13 protein-coding genes are annotated in these 16,009 nt (G+C 73.3%); 2 read left to right on the top strand and 11 right to left on the bottom strand.

From position 1 onward, the window contains the following. Positions 1-57: 57 nt before the first annotated feature. A complete protein-coding gene (locus tag Q7T67_RS17350) occupies positions 58-582 on the bottom strand; it encodes a nitroreductase family protein (protein ID WP_304792609.1) in 525 nt (174 codons plus the stop codon). Beyond that, on the bottom strand, positions 579-1,238 hold the full coding sequence (locus tag Q7T67_RS17345) for a hypothetical protein (RefSeq protein WP_304792606.1): 660 nt from the start codon (positions 1,236-1,238) through the stop codon (positions 579-581). Before Q7T67_RS17345 ends, Q7T67_RS17350 begins: the two co-directional genes overlap by 4 nt. A gap of 163 nt (positions 1,239-1,401) precedes the next feature. Here Q7T67_RS17345 and Q7T67_RS17340 point away from each other — a divergent pair, with 163 nt between their 5' ends. Next, complete coding sequence (locus tag Q7T67_RS17340; RefSeq protein ID WP_304792602.1) at positions 1,402-3,288, top strand: LamG-like jellyroll fold domain-containing protein; 1,887 nt, start codon at positions 1,402-1,404, stop codon at positions 3,286-3,288. 51 nt (positions 3,289-3,339) lie between these two features. On the opposite strand, the gene Q7T67_RS17335 is transcribed toward Q7T67_RS17340, so the two are convergent. The 9 genes from Q7T67_RS17335 to Q7T67_RS17295 form a co-directional block, all read right to left on the bottom strand. Next, the gene (locus Q7T67_RS17335) at positions 3,340-4,359 is read right to left on the bottom strand and encodes an ABC transporter ATP-binding protein (RefSeq protein ID WP_304792599.1); all 1,020 of its coding nucleotides are present in this window, start codon (positions 4,357-4,359) and stop codon (positions 3,340-3,342) included. Beyond that, on the bottom strand, positions 4,356-5,513 hold the full coding sequence (locus tag Q7T67_RS17330; RefSeq protein WP_304792596.1) for an ABC transporter ATP-binding protein: 1,158 nt from the start codon (positions 5,511-5,513) through the stop codon (positions 4,356-4,358). The genes Q7T67_RS17335 and Q7T67_RS17330 overlap by 4 nt, the downstream gene beginning before the upstream one ends. Next, on the bottom strand, positions 5,510-6,469 hold the full coding sequence (locus tag Q7T67_RS17325) for an ABC transporter permease (protein WP_304792593.1): 960 nt from the start codon (positions 6,467-6,469) through the stop codon (positions 5,510-5,512). The genes Q7T67_RS17330 and Q7T67_RS17325 overlap by 4 nt, the downstream gene beginning before the upstream one ends. Positions 6,470-6,582: 113 nt before the next feature. Further along, entirely contained in the window at positions 6,583-8,406 is a 1,824-nt protein-coding gene (locus Q7T67_RS17320) for an ABC transporter substrate-binding protein (protein WP_304792590.1), read from the bottom strand. A gap of 98 nt (positions 8,407-8,504) precedes the next feature. Beyond that, positions 8,505-9,509 carry an ABC transporter permease gene (locus Q7T67_RS17315; protein ID WP_304792588.1) on the bottom strand — a complete coding sequence of 335 codons (1,005 nt, stop codon included), beginning with the start codon at positions 9,507-9,509 and terminating at the stop codon, positions 8,505-8,507. A 227-nt stretch (positions 9,510-9,736) separates the two neighbouring features. Further along, the gene (gene dtd / locus Q7T67_RS17310; protein WP_304792584.1) at positions 9,737-10,168 is read right to left on the bottom strand and encodes a D-aminoacyl-tRNA deacylase; all 432 of its coding nucleotides are present in this window, start codon (positions 10,166-10,168) and stop codon (positions 9,737-9,739) included. Continuing rightward, positions 10,168-11,106: an AEC family transporter gene (locus tag Q7T67_RS17305; protein WP_304792581.1), complete on the bottom strand. Its 939-nt coding sequence runs from the start codon at positions 11,104-11,106 to the stop codon at positions 10,168-10,170. The genes dtd and Q7T67_RS17305 overlap by 1 nt, the downstream gene beginning before the upstream one ends. Continuing rightward, positions 11,103-11,687, bottom strand: a complete 585-nt coding sequence (locus Q7T67_RS17300) for a GNAT family N-acetyltransferase (RefSeq protein ID WP_304792578.1) — start codon at positions 11,685-11,687, stop codon at positions 11,103-11,105. Before Q7T67_RS17300 ends, Q7T67_RS17305 begins: the two co-directional genes overlap by 4 nt. Continuing rightward, positions 11,684-12,358, bottom strand: coding sequence for a TlpA disulfide reductase family protein (locus Q7T67_RS17295; protein ID WP_304792576.1), 675 nt, complete (start codon positions 12,356-12,358; stop codon positions 11,684-11,686). Before Q7T67_RS17295 ends, Q7T67_RS17300 begins: the two co-directional genes overlap by 4 nt. 289 nt (positions 12,359-12,647) lie before the next feature. Here Q7T67_RS17295 and Q7T67_RS17290 point away from each other — a divergent pair. Then, positions 12,648-16,009, top strand: a 3,362-nt coding sequence (locus Q7T67_RS17290; protein WP_304792573.1) for a DEAD/DEAH box helicase, incomplete at its 3' end; no start/stop codon positions are given.

Below are 16,009 nucleotides of genomic sequence, written 5' to 3'. Positions count from 1 at the left end.
CGCGGTCGGCCGAGCGGTCCGCGGCGCGGGGGCCGACGACGGCGGTCCGGCGACCGCTCACGCGAGGAACTCCAGGACGTCGCCGACCGGCCGGCGCTCGGGCGTGCGGACGTCCTGGCGGCGGGGGCCGAGGTGGATCAGGCCGAGCGCCACCTCGTCGTCCGGCAGGCCGACGGCGGCGCGGCCGGCGGGGTCCACCAGCACGGCCGGGGTGCGCCAGTAGCCGGCGAGTCCCCGGGCGTGCGCCGCGAGGAGCAGGCCGTAGACCGCGGCGGCCGCGGCGTCGCGGTCCTCCTCGGCGACGCGGGGGTCGGGGTCCACGCGCACGGAGGCGACGATCAGCGTCGGCGCGCGGTCCAGCTTGCGGGCGGCGTCCGCCGGTCCGGCGTCCTTCAGGGCCTGGAGCGCGAGCGGCCCGACGACCCGGAAGCGCCACGGCTCGGTCAGGTGGTGGTTGGGGGCCCAGCACGCCAGCTCGACGAGCTCGCCGATCACGGCGGGATCGACGGGCCCGGGCCCGTAGGCCTTGTGGGTCCGGCGGGTGCGCAGGGCCTCCTCCAGACCGAGCGGCGCGGCGCTCACGCAGCGCCGTCCTCGTCCTCGTCCTCGTCGTCGGCGTAGAGCGACTCCCGCGCCAGCTCGTTGCCCTTCGCGTCGAGCACCGCGACCTCCAGCGTGTCGCCGAAGTAGTCGTCCGGCGCGAGCAACGTGAAGCGGTCCTCCCGCACGTCGCAGCGGTCGACGACGGTGCCGTCGAGCTCCGCGATCGCCGTGACCGCGCGGGCGATCAGCGGGCGCCCCCAGACGAGGGTCATCGCGGCGGTGTCGCCGTTGCCGCGCCAGGAGCCGACGACGGTCTCGCAGAGGTCGATCTGCCAGTCCGGGTTCTCCTCGGCCAGCTCGCCGGTGACCTGGGCGTCGCCCTCGAACTGCGCCGGCTCGCTGCCCTGGCCGTCCGCCGGGATGAACCGCGTGAAGCCGTAGGCCTCCAGGCCCGTGCTGGTCCGCGTCGTCACCGGGATGAACGTCCGGCCGTGCCAGGTGCGGTCGGGGTAGAAGACCAGCTCGCCCGGATCGCCGATGCCCTGCTCCTCGGACGGCTCGTCCGGATCGGGCTCCAGCGTGTCGAGCGCCTCGAGGAACGCGGTGCCGAGGCGCTCGGCGAAGCGCCCGTACGGCGCCGGGTCCTGCGGCGGCTCGGCGGCGAAACGGGGCAGGAAGCGCTCGAGATCGGGCATCCGACCCAGTGTATGACGCGCCGGGAGGTGCTGCGGACCGTGTCGCCGCACCGCTCCACCGGTCACGGGACGGCCACGCGCGCTTCACCCCCGGGTCGCACCGCGAACGGGTCGCGCCCCTACCGTCGGTCCCTCGTCGATCCCCCCGACAGAGGTGCAGGACATGGACCATCAGGACTCCCCCGAGCGCGGCTCCAACCGTCGGCGCTTCGTGCAGGGCCTCGGTGCGGTCGGCCTGGGCGCCGCCGCGCTCGGCGGCCCCGCCGCTCCCCGGGCGGCCGCCACGGACGCGGCCCCCGCGACCGGCCGTTCGCACGGCGGGTCCGGCGGCCTCGCCGACCCCACCGACCCCCGCTTCACGGTCGTCGTCATCCCCGACACCCAGTACCAGTACGACGAGGATCGCGGCGACGAGGCACCGCTGACCGCCACGATGCAGTGGATCGTCGACAACGCGGACGCCGAGAACATCGCGTTCGTCGCCCACCTCGGGGACCTGACGCAGAACGGCCTGCAGAGCGAGTTCGCCAGCATCGACCGGCCGTTCCGTCTGCTGGACCGGCGGGGGTTCCAGTACAGCGTGCTGGCCGGCAACCACGACAAGACCGGGGGCGAGGACGACACGCGGCCCCCGGGCGCGTACGTCGCCGCCTTCGGCGCCCAGCGCGTCCGGCGCCAGCGGACCTTCGGCGGCGCCACCGCCAACGGCTACAACACGTTCCACGTCTTCCGTGCGGCGGGCCGCGAGTGGCTCACCTTCGCGCTGGACTGGCGCCCGTCGCCGCCGTCGATCGCGTGGGCGCAGTCCGTCATCGACGCGCACCCCGGCCTGCCCGTGATCCTGACCACCCACGAGCTCGTCGCCCCCGCCGGCGACGACGGCGGCGCGGAACTGTCGGACTTCGGCCGCAGCCTCTGGGACGGCCTGATCGCGAAGAACGACCAGGTCTTCCTCGCGATGGGCGGGCACTACTGGCCGACCGGTCGCACCGTCGCGCAGAACGCCGCGGGCCACGACGTGCACCTGCACATCGCCAACTACCAGGACCGCTACTACGGCGGCGCGGCGGCCATCCGCCTCTACCGGTTCGACCTCGCCCGGAACGTCGTCGACGTCGAGAGCTTCTCGCCGTGGCTCCTGGAGACGCCGGCCGCGAAGCGCACGGAGCTCGAGCGAGAGGAGACCGAGCACAGCGGCCCTGCGGACCGCTTCACCCTGCAGATCGCGTTCGCCGAGCGGTTCGCCGGCTTCGCCCCCGCCCCCGTCCGGGCGCCCCGCCCGGCGCGCGACCTGCTCGTGCGCGGAACCCTCGCCTACTGGCGCTTCGACGGCGGGACCGCCGGGACGGCCGTCGCGGACGACGCGCCGATCCGCGATCTGTCGGGCAACGGCAACCACCTCACGCGCCGGTCCCTGCCCGGCACGGCCGCCGGTGCGCTGACGTGGAGCGCGGGGTTCCACCCCGACCAGCCGTCGCACGGCTCCCTGCTGCTGGACGGCGGACGCGAGCCGGCCCGGGGCGCCTGGCTGTCGACCGCCGACGGTGCGGCACTGAACCGCGTGGGGCTCGAGCGCGGGTACACGATCGAGACGTTCGTCCGGCTCCCCGCCGACTGGGGCGGCGAGCACGGCTTCACGGGCGTGCTGTCGCGCTTCGAGTCCGGAAGGGCCACGGGCAGGACGGCGGACGATCCGCTGGAGGCGGCCGCGACGCTCAACGTCTCCGGCGGCGGGGAGCTGCAGTGGGCGGTCTTCCCGAGGGACGAGGACCGGATCGCCACGAACTGGGGCCACGAGATGGCGCACGAGCGCTGGTGGCACGTCGCCGTGGTCAACGACGGCCGGCACACCACCCTGTGGCTCGACGGCAGCCCGCTCCTGCGCAACCCCTCGCGGCCGGCCACCGGGCTGGCCGGCACCGGTCGCGCACCGTGGCTCGTCGGAGCGTCGAGCTACGACGGGAAGGTCCAGGCCGGCTTCTACGGCGGGATCGGCGAGCTGCGGATCGTGGACCGCGCCCTCCGCCCCCGCGAGTTCCTGATCGCCTGAGCCGGAGCCGACTCCGGCCCGCGCCGCCGTCCCGGCGGCGCGGGCGCCGGGTCAGACGGCGGCCGTGCCGCGCTCGGCGAGCCGGCGGGCGCGGGCGTCGGGGTCCGGCGTCGGGACGGCGTCCAGCAGCGCCCGCGTGTACGGGTGCGACGGGTTCGCATAGAGCTCCTCCGACGTCGCGAGCTCGACGATCTCGCCGGCGTACATGACGGCCATGCGGTCGCACATGTACCGGACGACGGAGAGGTCGTGGGCGATGAACAGCAGCGACAGGCCCAGGTCCCGCTGCAGGCGCCGCAACAGGTTGAGGATCTGCGCCTGGATCGACACGTCGAGCGCGGAGACCGGCTCATCGGCGATCAGCAGCTTCGGCGACAGCGCGATCGCCCGGGCGATGCCGATGCGCTGGCGCTGGCCGCCCGAGAACTCGTGCGGGAGCCGGTTGTAGTGCTCGGGGTTCAGGCCGACGAGGTCCATCAGCTCCTGGACCTTGCGCTTGCGCTCGCCGTCGCCCTTGGCCAGGCCGTGGATGTCGAGCGGCGCACCGATGATCGAGCCGATCGTCTGGCGCGGGTTCAGCGACGAGTACGGGTCCTGGAAGACCATCTGCACGTCGCGCCGGAACGGCACGAGCTGCTTGCGCGACAGCCCAGCGATGTCGGTGCCGTCGAAGTCGATCTGTCCCGACGTCGGGTCGAGCAGCCGGCAGATCATCCGGGCCGTCGTCGACTTGCCGCAGCCGGACTCGCCGACGAGGCCGAAGGTCTCCCCTCGGCGGACGTCGAACGAGACGCCGTCGACGGCGCGGACCGCGTCGACCTGCCGCTTGAAGAGCAGGCCCTTCGTGATCGGGAACTCCTTGCGGAGGTCGCGGACCTGCAGGATGTTGTCGCCCTCGCCGAGGGTGTCCCGGCGGACGGCGGGCACCGACGTGTCGGCGACCGTCGGGTCGCCGATGACGCCGCCGGCGGACGGGGAGGCCTCCTCGACCTGCGGGCCGCCCAGGGGCGTCGTCGGGTCGGGGGTGTTCGGGGACCCGGCGGTGCCGGGGTCGGGCGTGGCGCTGCTCATGCGACCTCCTCCGGCTGCGGGATGCCGGCCTTCGTGGCGGCCTCCTGGGGCGTGCCGCCGTCGGCGAGCACCTGCCAGATCGTGGCGCGGCGCTCCGGCGGCATGGTGCAGCGCACCTGATGGTCGGGCGCGCCGTCGGCGCCGAGCAGGTCGGGCATCCCGGGCCGGCAGCAGCCGGCGGCGTACGGGCAGCGCTCACGGAACGAGCAGTCGTCCGGCAGGCCGATGAGGCTCGGCGGGCGACCGTCGACGGGCACGAGCTCGACGTCGCGCGGCAGGTCCAGCCGCGGGATGGAGCGCAGCAGCCCCCAGGTGTAGGGGTGGCGGGGATGGCTGAAGAGGTCGTGCACCGACGCGCGCTCGACGATGCGGCCCGCGTACATGACGGCGATGTCGTCCGCGGTCTCCGCGACCACGCCGAGGTCGTGGGTGATCATCACGATGGCCGTGCCCAGCTCGCGCTGCAGGCGGTCCATGAGCTCGAGGATCTGCTTCTGGACCGTGACGTCCAGGGCGGTCGTCGGCTCGTCGGCGATCAGCAGCTTGGGGTCGTTGGCGAGGGCCATCGCGATCATCACGCGCTGACGCATGCCACCCGAGAACTCGTGCGGGTAGGCGTCCACGCGCCGGCCGGGGTCGGGGATCCCGACGAGGCCCAGCATCTCGACGGCCCGGGCCTTCGCCTGCTTCTTCGTGACGTCGTTGTGGGCCCGGACGCCCTCGATGATCTGGTCGCCGATCCGGTAGAACGGGTGCAGGGACGAGAGCGGGTCCTGGAAGATCATCGCGATCTCGTTGCCGCGGACCTTCCGCAGCTCGTCCGTGCTCATCGTGAGCAGGTCGCGGCCCTCGAAGAGGACCTCGCCCTCGATCTTCGTGGACGGCGAGCGCGTGAGGCCCATCAGCGTCATGCTCGAGACGGACTTGCCCGAGCCGGACTCGCCGACGATCCCGAGCGTGCGCCCGGCCTCGACGGTGTAGGAGATCCCGCCGACGGCCTGGACGAGACCGTCCTCGGAACCGAAGCCCACGCGCAGGTCGCGGACCTCGAGCAGGGGGGCGCCGGCCCGCCGGCCGGCGTCGCCGCCCGCCGGGGACGTGCCGGTCGCGGTGGCGCGCTCCGGCGCCGGGGTGTGGTCCTGGGGGTCGGTCATTCGTACTTCACCCGGGGGTCGATCAGTGCGTAGAGCAGGTCCACGACGAGCGCGGAGATGCAGACGAAGAAGGCCAGGAACAGGACGGTCGCCTGGATCGTCGCGACGTCGCCGCGCTGGATCGCGTCGTACGACAGCCGACCGAGGCCGGGGATGTTGAACACCGACTCGGTGAGGATCGCGTTGCCGCCGATCAGCAGGCCGACGTCGACGCCCAGCGCGGTCACCAGGGGCGTGATCGCGGAGCGGCTCGCGTGCCGGAAGATCACGCGCCGCTCGCTCAGGCCCTTGGCGCGCGCGGTGCGGATGTAGTCCTCCTGCATCGACTCCAGCAGGCTGGAGCGCAGCAATCGGGCGTAGACCGCGGAGAACGCGGCCGCCAGGACGAACCACGGCAGGACCATCGCCCATGCCCGGTCCAGGACGCCGTCGGCGCTCGCGTAGGAGCCCGCACCGGGGAAGACCTTGAACTGGCCGATGTCGCTCGCGAACAGGTAGAGCGCCACGAGGCCGAGCCAGTAGACCGGGGCCGAGATGGCGACCAGCGCTCCGCCCATGGCCACCCGGTCTGGCAGGCTGCCGCGGCGCAGGGCCGAGATCGTGCCGACGACGGCGGCTGCGGAGAGCCAGACGATCACCGCGCCGACGACGAGCCACGTGGTGGCGCCGAGGGCGTCGAGGAGGAGGGGCCGCAGCTCCGCGTCGGAGATGTAGGAGCGGCCGAAGTCGAAGTGCGCGGCGTTCCAGAGGAAGTCGCCGAGCTGCTGGTACCACGGGTTGTCCAGCCCGAGGGACTCGCGGATCGCGTCGAGTCGCTCCTGGGTCGGTGCCTTCCCGGCGCGGGCCCGGACCGGATCGCCGGAGGGCAGGACGCGGAAGAGGAAGTACGCCACGGCGGTGATGACGACGAGCGTCACCACGGTCCAGAGCAGGCGTCTGATGATGTATCTGGCCACGGGGAGAGAGCGTTCCGGTCAGGGGGCGGAGCGAAAGGTCGGGGACCCGACCGGCCGCCCGATCCGCCGACCCCGAGGGGCGGGCGGACCGGACGACCGGCGGGACTCCGGGACTACTTCAGGGACGTGAAGTTCAGGTCCCAGAGCGAGTTGAACGAGCTGGGCACGCCCTGCACGTCCTTCGATCGCACGTCCGTCGTCTTGTCGGCGACGAACGGCACCGCCGGGGCGGCCTCGACGATCGCCTTGTCGACGGCGGCCCACGCCTTGAGGCGCTCCGCGCCCGTCGTCGGCAGGGCCTTCTCGACGGCCGCGTCGACGGCCGGGTCCTTCAGGTAGGACAGGTTGTAGGAGACCTGGCCCTTCTCCGTCGGGATCGCGCCGCCGTAGAACGGCACCTGCAGCAGCGTCGACGCGTCGTTGAAGTCCTTGAACCAGCCGGCCGTGCCGCAGATGGCGACCTTCTTGGTCTGCTGGCCGCACCACTCGTTGTAGACCGCGTCCTGCGGGACGAGGCGCAGACGGACGTTGAAGCCCATCTTCTTGTACTCGTCCGCGGCCACCTGGGCCGCCGCCTTGCCCGGATCGGCGTTCGCGCCGATCATCAGGAGCTGCTGCTTGCCCTCGTACTTGCCCGACTTGTAGCCGGCCTTCTTGAAGTACGACGCGGACAGCTCGGCGTTGCCCTTCGGGTAGTTCATGAAGTCGACGCCGAAGCCCTTCTCGCCGCCGGCCTCCTCGTAGCCGGGGAAGCCCTCGGTCAGGTAGTGCGTCGGGATCGGGCCGACGAACTTGCCGCCGCGCGCCTTGCGGGCCGCGTCGCGGTTGAACCCGGCGACGACCGCGCGACGGACGTTCACGTCGTCGAACGGCTTGATGTTCGTGTTCATCGCGAAGTACCGGAAGCCGCCGGAGGGCGTCTGCGTGTACTGATCCTTGATCTTGGTCGCGAGCTGCTCGAGGATGTTCGCCGGCGGGTTGGTGTCCAGCAGCATGTGGCTGCCGTCGAGCACCTGGCGGGCGGCGACGTTGGCGTCGGTGACGTCCGTCTTGATGTTCCAGCCGTCCGCGTAGGCCGGGCGGAAGTCGGTCGACTGGTCCCAGTTGGGGTTGCGGACGAGCGTGATGCTCTTCGTCTTCTTCCAGCCGATGCCGTCGACCTTGCCGGCGGCGTTGTTCTTCACCATGTACGGGCCGGTGCCGACCAGGTTGTCCTGGTAGGTCGACGGGTTCTTGGCGTCGAACTTCGAGGCGTACTCCTCCGGCACCGGGGCGGTGTAGGGGAGCACGAAGGACTGGATGAACTGGGCCGAGTACGGCTTCGTCAGCTTGAACACGATCGTGTTCTTGTCGGGCGTCGTGATGCCCGAGATGTCCTTCTTCTTCGCCTGCAGCTCCGAGGGCGCGCCCTCGATGAAGTCGAAGTAGTTCGTGTAGCCGCCGGGCGAGTTCTTCGTGAACAGGCGCTCGATGGCGTACTTGACGTCCTTGGCCTCGAACGCGCGGTCCACCGGCGGGGAGAACTTGACGTTCGGCTTGAGCTTCACCGTGACGGTCATGCCGTCCGAGGAGACCTGGGGCTGCCCGTCCGCGAGGTCGGGGATGACCTTCGTCGCGTCGTTGGGCTCGAAGTAGTACAGACGCCGCTGCGTCGTCTCGGCCACCAGGAAGCCGAACTGGTAGTAGCTCTGGCCCGGATCCATGTAGTCCACGTCGGAGGCGGAGAGCATCGTGCCGATGCCGCCCTTCTTGCCCGCGGCCGGCTTCTGCGCCGGGTCGTAGGCGCCCGGCGCGAGGGCCGCGCCGCCACCGCCGCCGCTGCTGCTGCTGGACGAGCTGGAGGACGAACCGGAGTCGTCGCCGCCGCAGGCCGCGAGGCCGAGTGAGGCGGTGGCGAGGGCGGCGATCGTGAGTGGGAGACGCAGGTGTCGACGCATCACGGGACCTTTCTGTCGGGAGAACCGAGAGGGGGATTCGGAGGAGGAAGAGCGGACCGCGGGCTGCGGCGCAGGAGCGCCGCCGTTGCAGGGGCGCATCACTTGCCGGAGCGGCCGGTGCGCGGGTTGATCGCGTCCTGGAGGCCGTCGCCGACGATGTTGAAGGCGAGGACAGCGAGGAGCAGCGCGATGCCGGGGAACAACATGAACCACCAGGCGGTGTCGAAGATCTTGATCGCGTCGGAGATCATGGCGCCCCAGCTCGGGGTGCTCGGCGAGACGCCGACGCCCAGGAACGAGAGGGCGGCCTCGGCCAGGATGTTCTGGGGGATCAGGACCGTGGCGTAGACGATCAGCGGCGCCGTCAGGTTCGGCAGGATCTCGCGGAAGATGATCCGCCGGTCGTTGGCGCCGAGCGAGCGCGACGCGTCGACGAACTCCTTCTCGCGCAGCGACAGCACCTGGCCGCGGACGAGGCGGGCCACGTAGGGCCAGGCCGTCAGCGAGATCACGAGGACGACGATCGCCAGACCCGGCTGCAGCACGAACGACGCCGAGCCGGGGCCGATCTTGCAGCCGTCGGCGCACGAGATGCTCAGGCCGATCCCGAGGAGGATGGTCGGGAAGGCGAGGGTCAGCTCGGTGACGCGGCTGAGCAGCGCGTCGACCTTGCCGCGGTAGAAGCCGGCGATGAGCCCGAGGACGGTGCCGACCACCATCGTGATCGCCGTGGCGATGACCGCGACGAGCATCGAGACGCGGGCGCCGTAGAGGACGCGGGAGAGCACGTCGCGCCCGCGGTCGTCCACGCCGAACGGGTGCGCCCCGGACGGCCCGACCGGCGAGCCGAAGTCGTTCAGCGCGTCGTCGTTGGCGAAGTTGGGGTCCGGCAGCCCGAACGCCTTGACGATCAGCGGCGCGAAGATCGCGATGAGGATCACCAGGCCGATGAACGCCAGCGCCACCATGGCGACGCGGTCGCGACGGAGGCGGCCCCAGAAGAGCTGCAGGGGCGAGCGCGCCGCGATCGGCGCCGCGGAGGCGGCGTTCGACGGCGGCACGACGGGGTCTTGGCCTGGTGCGGCCGCGATGGGTGTGCTCACGAGCGTGGTTTCCGGGGGAGAAACGGGCGTTATGTACGTCGGGTCGGGCAGCGGGCTGCGCGCCGGACGGTCCTGCGATGTTCACCACCGTGACACATCCCCCACCGGTCGGGGGGAACTCTGCGACCAAGCCGGCGGGAGGCCCGTTGGCCACAGGGACAAGCGGCCGTTCGCGGACCCTCCCGTCTCGCCGCACGGAGCGGACGGAGTGTCGGAACTGCGCCCGCTCAGCCGGTCGGAGCGTCGCGTTCGACCAGCAGGGTGACCGGCCCGTCGTTGACCGACCGCACCTGCATGTCGGCGCCGAAGACGCCCCGCTGTGCCGACAAGTTGGCGCACAGGCGCTCGTACAGTGGACGCGCGTGATCGCCCGGGGCCGCCGCGGACCACGACGGCCGGGTGCCCTTCCGCACGTCGCCGTACAGGGTGAACTGGCTGACGCAGAGCACCTCGCGGTCGCCGATCGGCTCGGCCATCCGGCCCTCGGCGTCGTCGAAGATCCGCAGCCCGCGGATCTTCTCGGCGACCCGGTCGCAGACGTCCTCGTCGTCGGTGCGGGCGACGCCCAGGAGGATCAGGAGCCCCGGCCCGATGGCCGACACGACCGCGCCGTCGACGACCACGGAGGCCTCGGTCACGCGCTGGACCAGGGCGCGCATCAGCCGACCGCCTCGACGACCAGGACGCCCAGGGCCATGATCGACGTGGTCCAGACGATCGAGGCCGCGACGGGGCGGAAGTCCAGACCGAACCGGTGCGCCACGAGCATCCCGTTCAGGCCCGTCGGGACGGCCGCCTGCAGCAGCATCCCCGGTGGCAGGTCGAGCGCGACCACCGAGGCGGTCAGGACGATCAGCGGCGCGACGACGAGCCGCAGCACGACCACGAGCGCGACCTCCGGCGGCAGCAGCCGGCCGCGCGCGTCGCGCAGGAGCGAGCCGTCCTCGCCCTGGGCGGAGAGCTGCACGCCGACGACGAAGAAGCCGACGGGCAGGACCGCGACGATGATGACCTGCGCGACGTCGCCGGCCCAGTCCGGGGCGTCCCCGGGGACCACCAGGCCGAGCACCGACGCCCAGAGCAGCGGGTTCCTCAAGAACGCGACCAGGCGCGAGCCGCGGCCCGTGGCCTCGCCGCCGCCGACGGTCCCGAACGCCGCGCCGACCGCGAAGGCGGAGACGAACACCGTCGGCTGGGCGACCAGGCTGTCCCAGGCCACCGCGGGCCCCAGCTCGTCGCCGCCCAGGACGGTGCGCACGAGCGGCAGGCCGAAGTACCCGGTGTTGCTGACGATCGTCGCGAGGATCACCGCGCCGACCGTCGCGGCCGGCAGGTGCAGCAGCCGGGAGGAGACGAACCACGCCAGCACGCCGACCGTGCCGAGCGCGACGAACCCGGTGATCAGGCCCGAGACGAGCGTCAGGTCGACGTGCAGCCGCGAGACGAGGACGAGGTAGACCGGCGGCAGGACCCACGTCAGGAGGACGCCCATCGTCGTCCGCGAGCGCTCCTCCGCCGCGGTCCCGAAGCGCCGCTCGGCGCCGATGCCCACCAGGGTCGCCGCCACCATGACGGCGACGAGGACGGGCAGGCTCACGCGCGGTCGTGGGGGTCCGCGGGAGCGTCGCCGGCGACCGGGGCGGCGTCCGTCCCGCCCGGGACGACCGCCGAGCGCACGCGACCGACGGCGCGGGCGATGCCCGACAGACCACCGCGGCGCACGGGGACGACCTCGCGGACCATCCAGACGTGCTCGATGCCGGCCTCCTCGAAGGGCTGCCCGACGGGCCGGTAGCCGGCCTTGCGGTACAGGTCGATCGCGGCGACCTGGGCGGCGAGGCGGAGCTCCTCCGCCCGGATGCCCTGGGCGTACTCCATCCCCTTCTCGAGCAGCGCGGAGGCGATGCCGCGGCCGCGCCACTCCCGGTCGACGGCGACGCGGCCGACCTTGACCATCGTGCCGACGGGGACCAGGCGCATCGTGCCGACGACCCGCCCGTCGGGGGACACCGCGACGGCGTGCCGGGCGACGTCGTCGTATTCGTCGACCTCGATCTCGCGCGGGACGCCCTGCTCGTCGCAGAAGACCCGCAGGCGCAGGGCGAGGGCCGCGCGGAGCTCGCCGGCGCTGCGGACCCAGTGGAGGGCCACGGGCTCCGTGGTGGGGGTGCCGGTCATCGCGTGGCTCCTTCCGTGGTGGTGGTCGACGCCGTCGCGGGGCGGCGGAGGCCGAGCCGGTCGGCCAGGGTCCGCTCGAGGTCCGCGAGGCTCGGGAACTCCCCGACCTGCACGAAGACGATCTCGCCGGCCGCATCGATCAGGACGCTGGACGGATACCCGTTCCCGGCCTCGAGCTCTCCTCGGGCGATCCGGGCCCCGGGGTCGCGCACGTGCGGGTAGAGCGTCGGCTGCCCCTTCAGGTACGCAGCGACCTCCGCCGCGGAGTTCTGGGTCGCGAGCCCGAGGAACCCCATCCGCGTGCCGTACGCCGCAGCCGCGGCCCGGAGGATCGGGAACTCGCGGCGGCACGGTGCGCAGTCGGGGTACCAGACGTTCACGAGCACCGGGCGGCCGCGCAGCCCGTCCAGGAGTCGTCGAACGCCGGCCCGGTCGAGGTCCAGGACGGGCACGCCGCCCGAGGCCGCCGTGCCCGGTCGGGGGGCGTAGAGGCGGGCGAGCGGACCGGGGGCACCCGCCATGGCCGCGCGCGCCTGCGCGAGGGTCGGGACGTCGTCCGGGGCGGTGGTGCCGCCCCCGCCCTGCGCGAGCCCGATCACGAGCGCCACCGCGACGACCACCGCGACGACCCCGGCCGCGAGGGCGCGGCGGTGGGTGCGCAGGCGGTCCATCGCGCCAAAGGGTGCCACAGGGCGGTCGTCGGCCCCGGGCGGGCGGAGCGCACGTGGCGACGGCGTCCAGGGGGTCCGTCCGCGGGGTGCCGCCGGGGCGCACCGGGGGTGCGCACGCCCCGTGGCACGTCAGGTACGATGCGAGCGTCTGCACGGGAGGGACCGGTTCGTCCCTCTCACCGTCCCCCGCAGTCCCGCCTCGCCGGCGGCCGGTCGCCCTCATCGCGTCCGGCGCTGCCCTCGAGACCTCCAGCACTTCCTGCCCGCAATGGCGCAACGACCCTCTGTCGTGGTCCCCGAGGCCACCTCGATCCCTGACCAGGCGGAGATCGCCCGTGTGGCGGCGTTCGTCCACGAGCCGTTCGTCCTCGAGGGCGAGTCCTCCGACGACGTCCTCGCACCAGGGACGATCCGGCGGCACGCGTTCGAGTTCGCCCGCGCCGAGCTCGAGGCCGGGGCCACGGTCCCGTCGCAGAAGTGGCGGCGCCGCTGGTCCCTGCTCCTCGGCCTGGACCGCGCCCTGCACACCGAGACCCCGGTGCTCGCGGACGGCACGACGCTCAACCCGCACCAGATCGACGCGCTGTCGGGCACCTACGCGGCGCTCCTGGCCGACGCCCAGCGCCGCACCCGCGGGGCCGGCACCAGCGACGGCGACGCGCTGCTCCTGTCGTTCGAGGACGACGAGCCGACACAGCTCGACGAGCCCCCGCCGCAGGTCGTCGCCGACGAGGACGAGCCCGACGACGACGCCCCGGACGACGAGCCCGACGACGACCTGCCGACGGGCGACACCGGCGAGTTCGCGGCCGTCGCGGCGGCGGCCGAGGAGGACGACGACGAGGACGACGGGGGCGGGCTCGCCGCGCTGGAGGACGAGCTCGAGGAGCTCCCCGACGCCGAGCCCGAGTCGGAGTCCGCGCTCTACGACGACGACTTCGACGAGGAGGTCGACGAGGACGTCGACGCCTCCGCGCTCGACGACCCCAACGCCCACAAGCGCTTCTGGTTCGAGCACGCCACGGGCGCCGGCAAGACGGTCGCCGCGATGGGCTTCGTCGAGGCCTGCCGGACCGGCGGCGTCCTCATCCTCACCCATCGCCGCAACCTCGTCGACCAGTTCATCGACGAGCTCAAGACCCGCGGCTACGGCGAGCGCCTGAGCAAGCCGCTCCTGGGCGACGCGGACATCGACTCGCCCGGAGGCGTCGTCGGCCCGGTCACGATCGAGACGTACCAGTGGTTCGTCCGCAATGCCGGCCAGATCTCGGGCGCCTACACCGTCGTCATCTGCGACGAGGCCCACACCGCGCTGGGCGAGAAGACCTCGGCCACGATCCGCGCCTGGACCGGCCCGATCTTCATCGGCATGACGGCCACGGGCGCGCTGATCGCCCGGCACGTCACGGACCTCTTCCCGACGCAGACCTCGCGCTTCGACCTGGCCCAGGCCGCACGCCGTGGCGTCATCGCACCGCTGCGCTCGCTCCGGATCCCGCCCGGCCCGGGCGTGCGCACGATCGCCAAGGTGCCGCTGCGCAAGGGCGAGGTCGACATGGAGTTCGACCAGGACGAGCTGGCCAAGCTGCTCGACCAGGCGCCCTTCAACCTGGCGATCGCCGACCTCTACAAGACGCGCTTCCGCAACACCCCGGGCGTCGTCTACACCGCCGGCGTCCAGCACGCCTACAACGTCGCCGAGAGCTTCCGCGCCCTCGACATGAAGGCCGAGGCCGTCTCGGGCGAGACGCCCAAGCGCGAGCTGGCGAAGATCCTCGCCGACTACGAGGCCGGCGAGATCGACGTCCTCGTCAACGCGCAGCTCCTGGCCGAGGGCTGGAACTCGCCCCGCGCCACCATCTGCATGCACCTGGCGCCGACGGCGTCCAAGCGCATCTACCAGCAGCGCGTCGGCCGCGTCACCCGTCGCCACCCCGGCAAGGAGGCGGGCGTCGTCATCGACTTCGTCCACCCCGCCACCGGCAACGACGACCCCGTCGTCACCCTCCACTCGCTGCTGGACCGCGACGTCTACCGCGGCGGGGCGATCGTCGTCGGCCCGGTGCGCCGCGGCCGCGGGCGTCGCGTCAAGGTCGAGCGCCGCGTCCTCCCCGTCACCCCGGACATCGAGCGCCGGCGCCTCGTCTTCGAGCGCGAGCTGTGGCGCATCGCCGTCGAGCAGCTCGACTGGGGCGAGCAGCGCGTGTGGGCCGCCCTCGCCGGCGCGAAGGCGTCGCCGACGAACTGGCGTCGCGGTCGCGCGATGCTGAACTTCGACCGCTCGGGCGAGCTCCGGCGGCAGTTCCTCATCACCGCGCTCGAGCGCAACAAGAACCAGCAGCTGCGGATGCGCGCGATCCAGGAGATCGCCGTCCTGCGCGAAGCGGACCCGTTCGACACCGCGATCGACTTCGTCGGCCAGTGGCCGCGCGAGGACCGGCGCGAGGCCTCCCGCGTGCTGCTGCAGGCGATGGCCGACCGCCGCATCGGTCGCCGCGAGCAGGCGACCGCGTGGATCTGGCGCCTCGCCGAGTACACGCGCGACATGCACGAGGAGTACGCCGCCCAGCGCTGGCCGGCCACGAAGCACCTGCTCGGGCTGCTCGTGAACTCGTCCGGCGCCGCGCACGCCCGCAACGCCCGGCGCCTCGTCCACGCCGCGCGCCAGCACGACCGTCGCCTGCAGGCCGCGCTCCTGGCCGCCGCGGTCGCCCACACGCCGGAGGCCGAGGAGGTGCTGCGCGAGGCGCGCACCCGCCTGGCCCGCAAGCCCGGGGCCCTGTCGCGCGATCTGCTCAAGGACTTCCCGAGCGGCAAGCGGCGCAAGAAGCGCTCGCGCAACAAGAAGAAGGGCGGCGGTGAGAACGGCGGCGCCCAGGGCGAGAACGGCGGCCGCACGGACGCCGACGCGCAGGCCGACGGGGCGCAGGGCGACGACGACCGCCAGCCCGTCGCCGTGGGCGCGGAGACCGAGTACGAGGCCGCGACCTTCGAGGGCGGCGGCCAGACCGGTGGCGCCCAGGGCGGCGGCTCGCGCCGCAGCCGGTCGCGGCGCGGTCGGTCGCGCGGCGGTCGCCGGCGTGGTGGCCAGGGCGGCGGGGACGGTCAGGACCAGAGCGGGGACGCGCAGAACGGCGGCGGGCGGAACGGCCGCGCGCAGAACGGCGATCCGCAGAACGCCGGCGGGCGGAACGGCGACGGCCGCGGCACCGCCGACCGCGACGTGCCCGACGCCGCGTCCACGGCCGACGGCCTCGACGGCGGATCCGACGACGGCGCGACTCCGCGACGCAGGATCCGCGGGCAGAAGGCCGCCGCGGCGGCCGCGGCGGCCGAGGGCACGACGAACGACCGCGACGTGTCCGCCCCCGGCGAGGCCCCCTCGGGCGACGCCCCCGCGTCCTCCGGCGACGGTCCCTCCCGCCGGCGTCGCCGCCGGCGCTCGGGCGGCGAGGACGACGGCGTCGTCCCTGCCCCGGGGACGGGCTCCGGCTCCGCGGGGTCGGACACGTCCGACGGACCGCCGTCGGCGAGCACCGGCGGTCCCGGCGACGCCGTGCCCACCCCCTCGTCCGCGACCGGCGGCTCCGACGGCGCGCAGGACGGCGACGAGCCGGCCCGCCCGTCGCGTCGCAGGCGTCGCGCCGCCGC

The organism is Patulibacter sp., assembly GCF_030655195.1.
GTDB lineage: Bacteria > Actinomycetota > Thermoleophilia > Solirubrobacterales > Solirubrobacteraceae > Patulibacter.
This window is presented reverse-complemented; position numbering and strand designations above follow the sequence as displayed.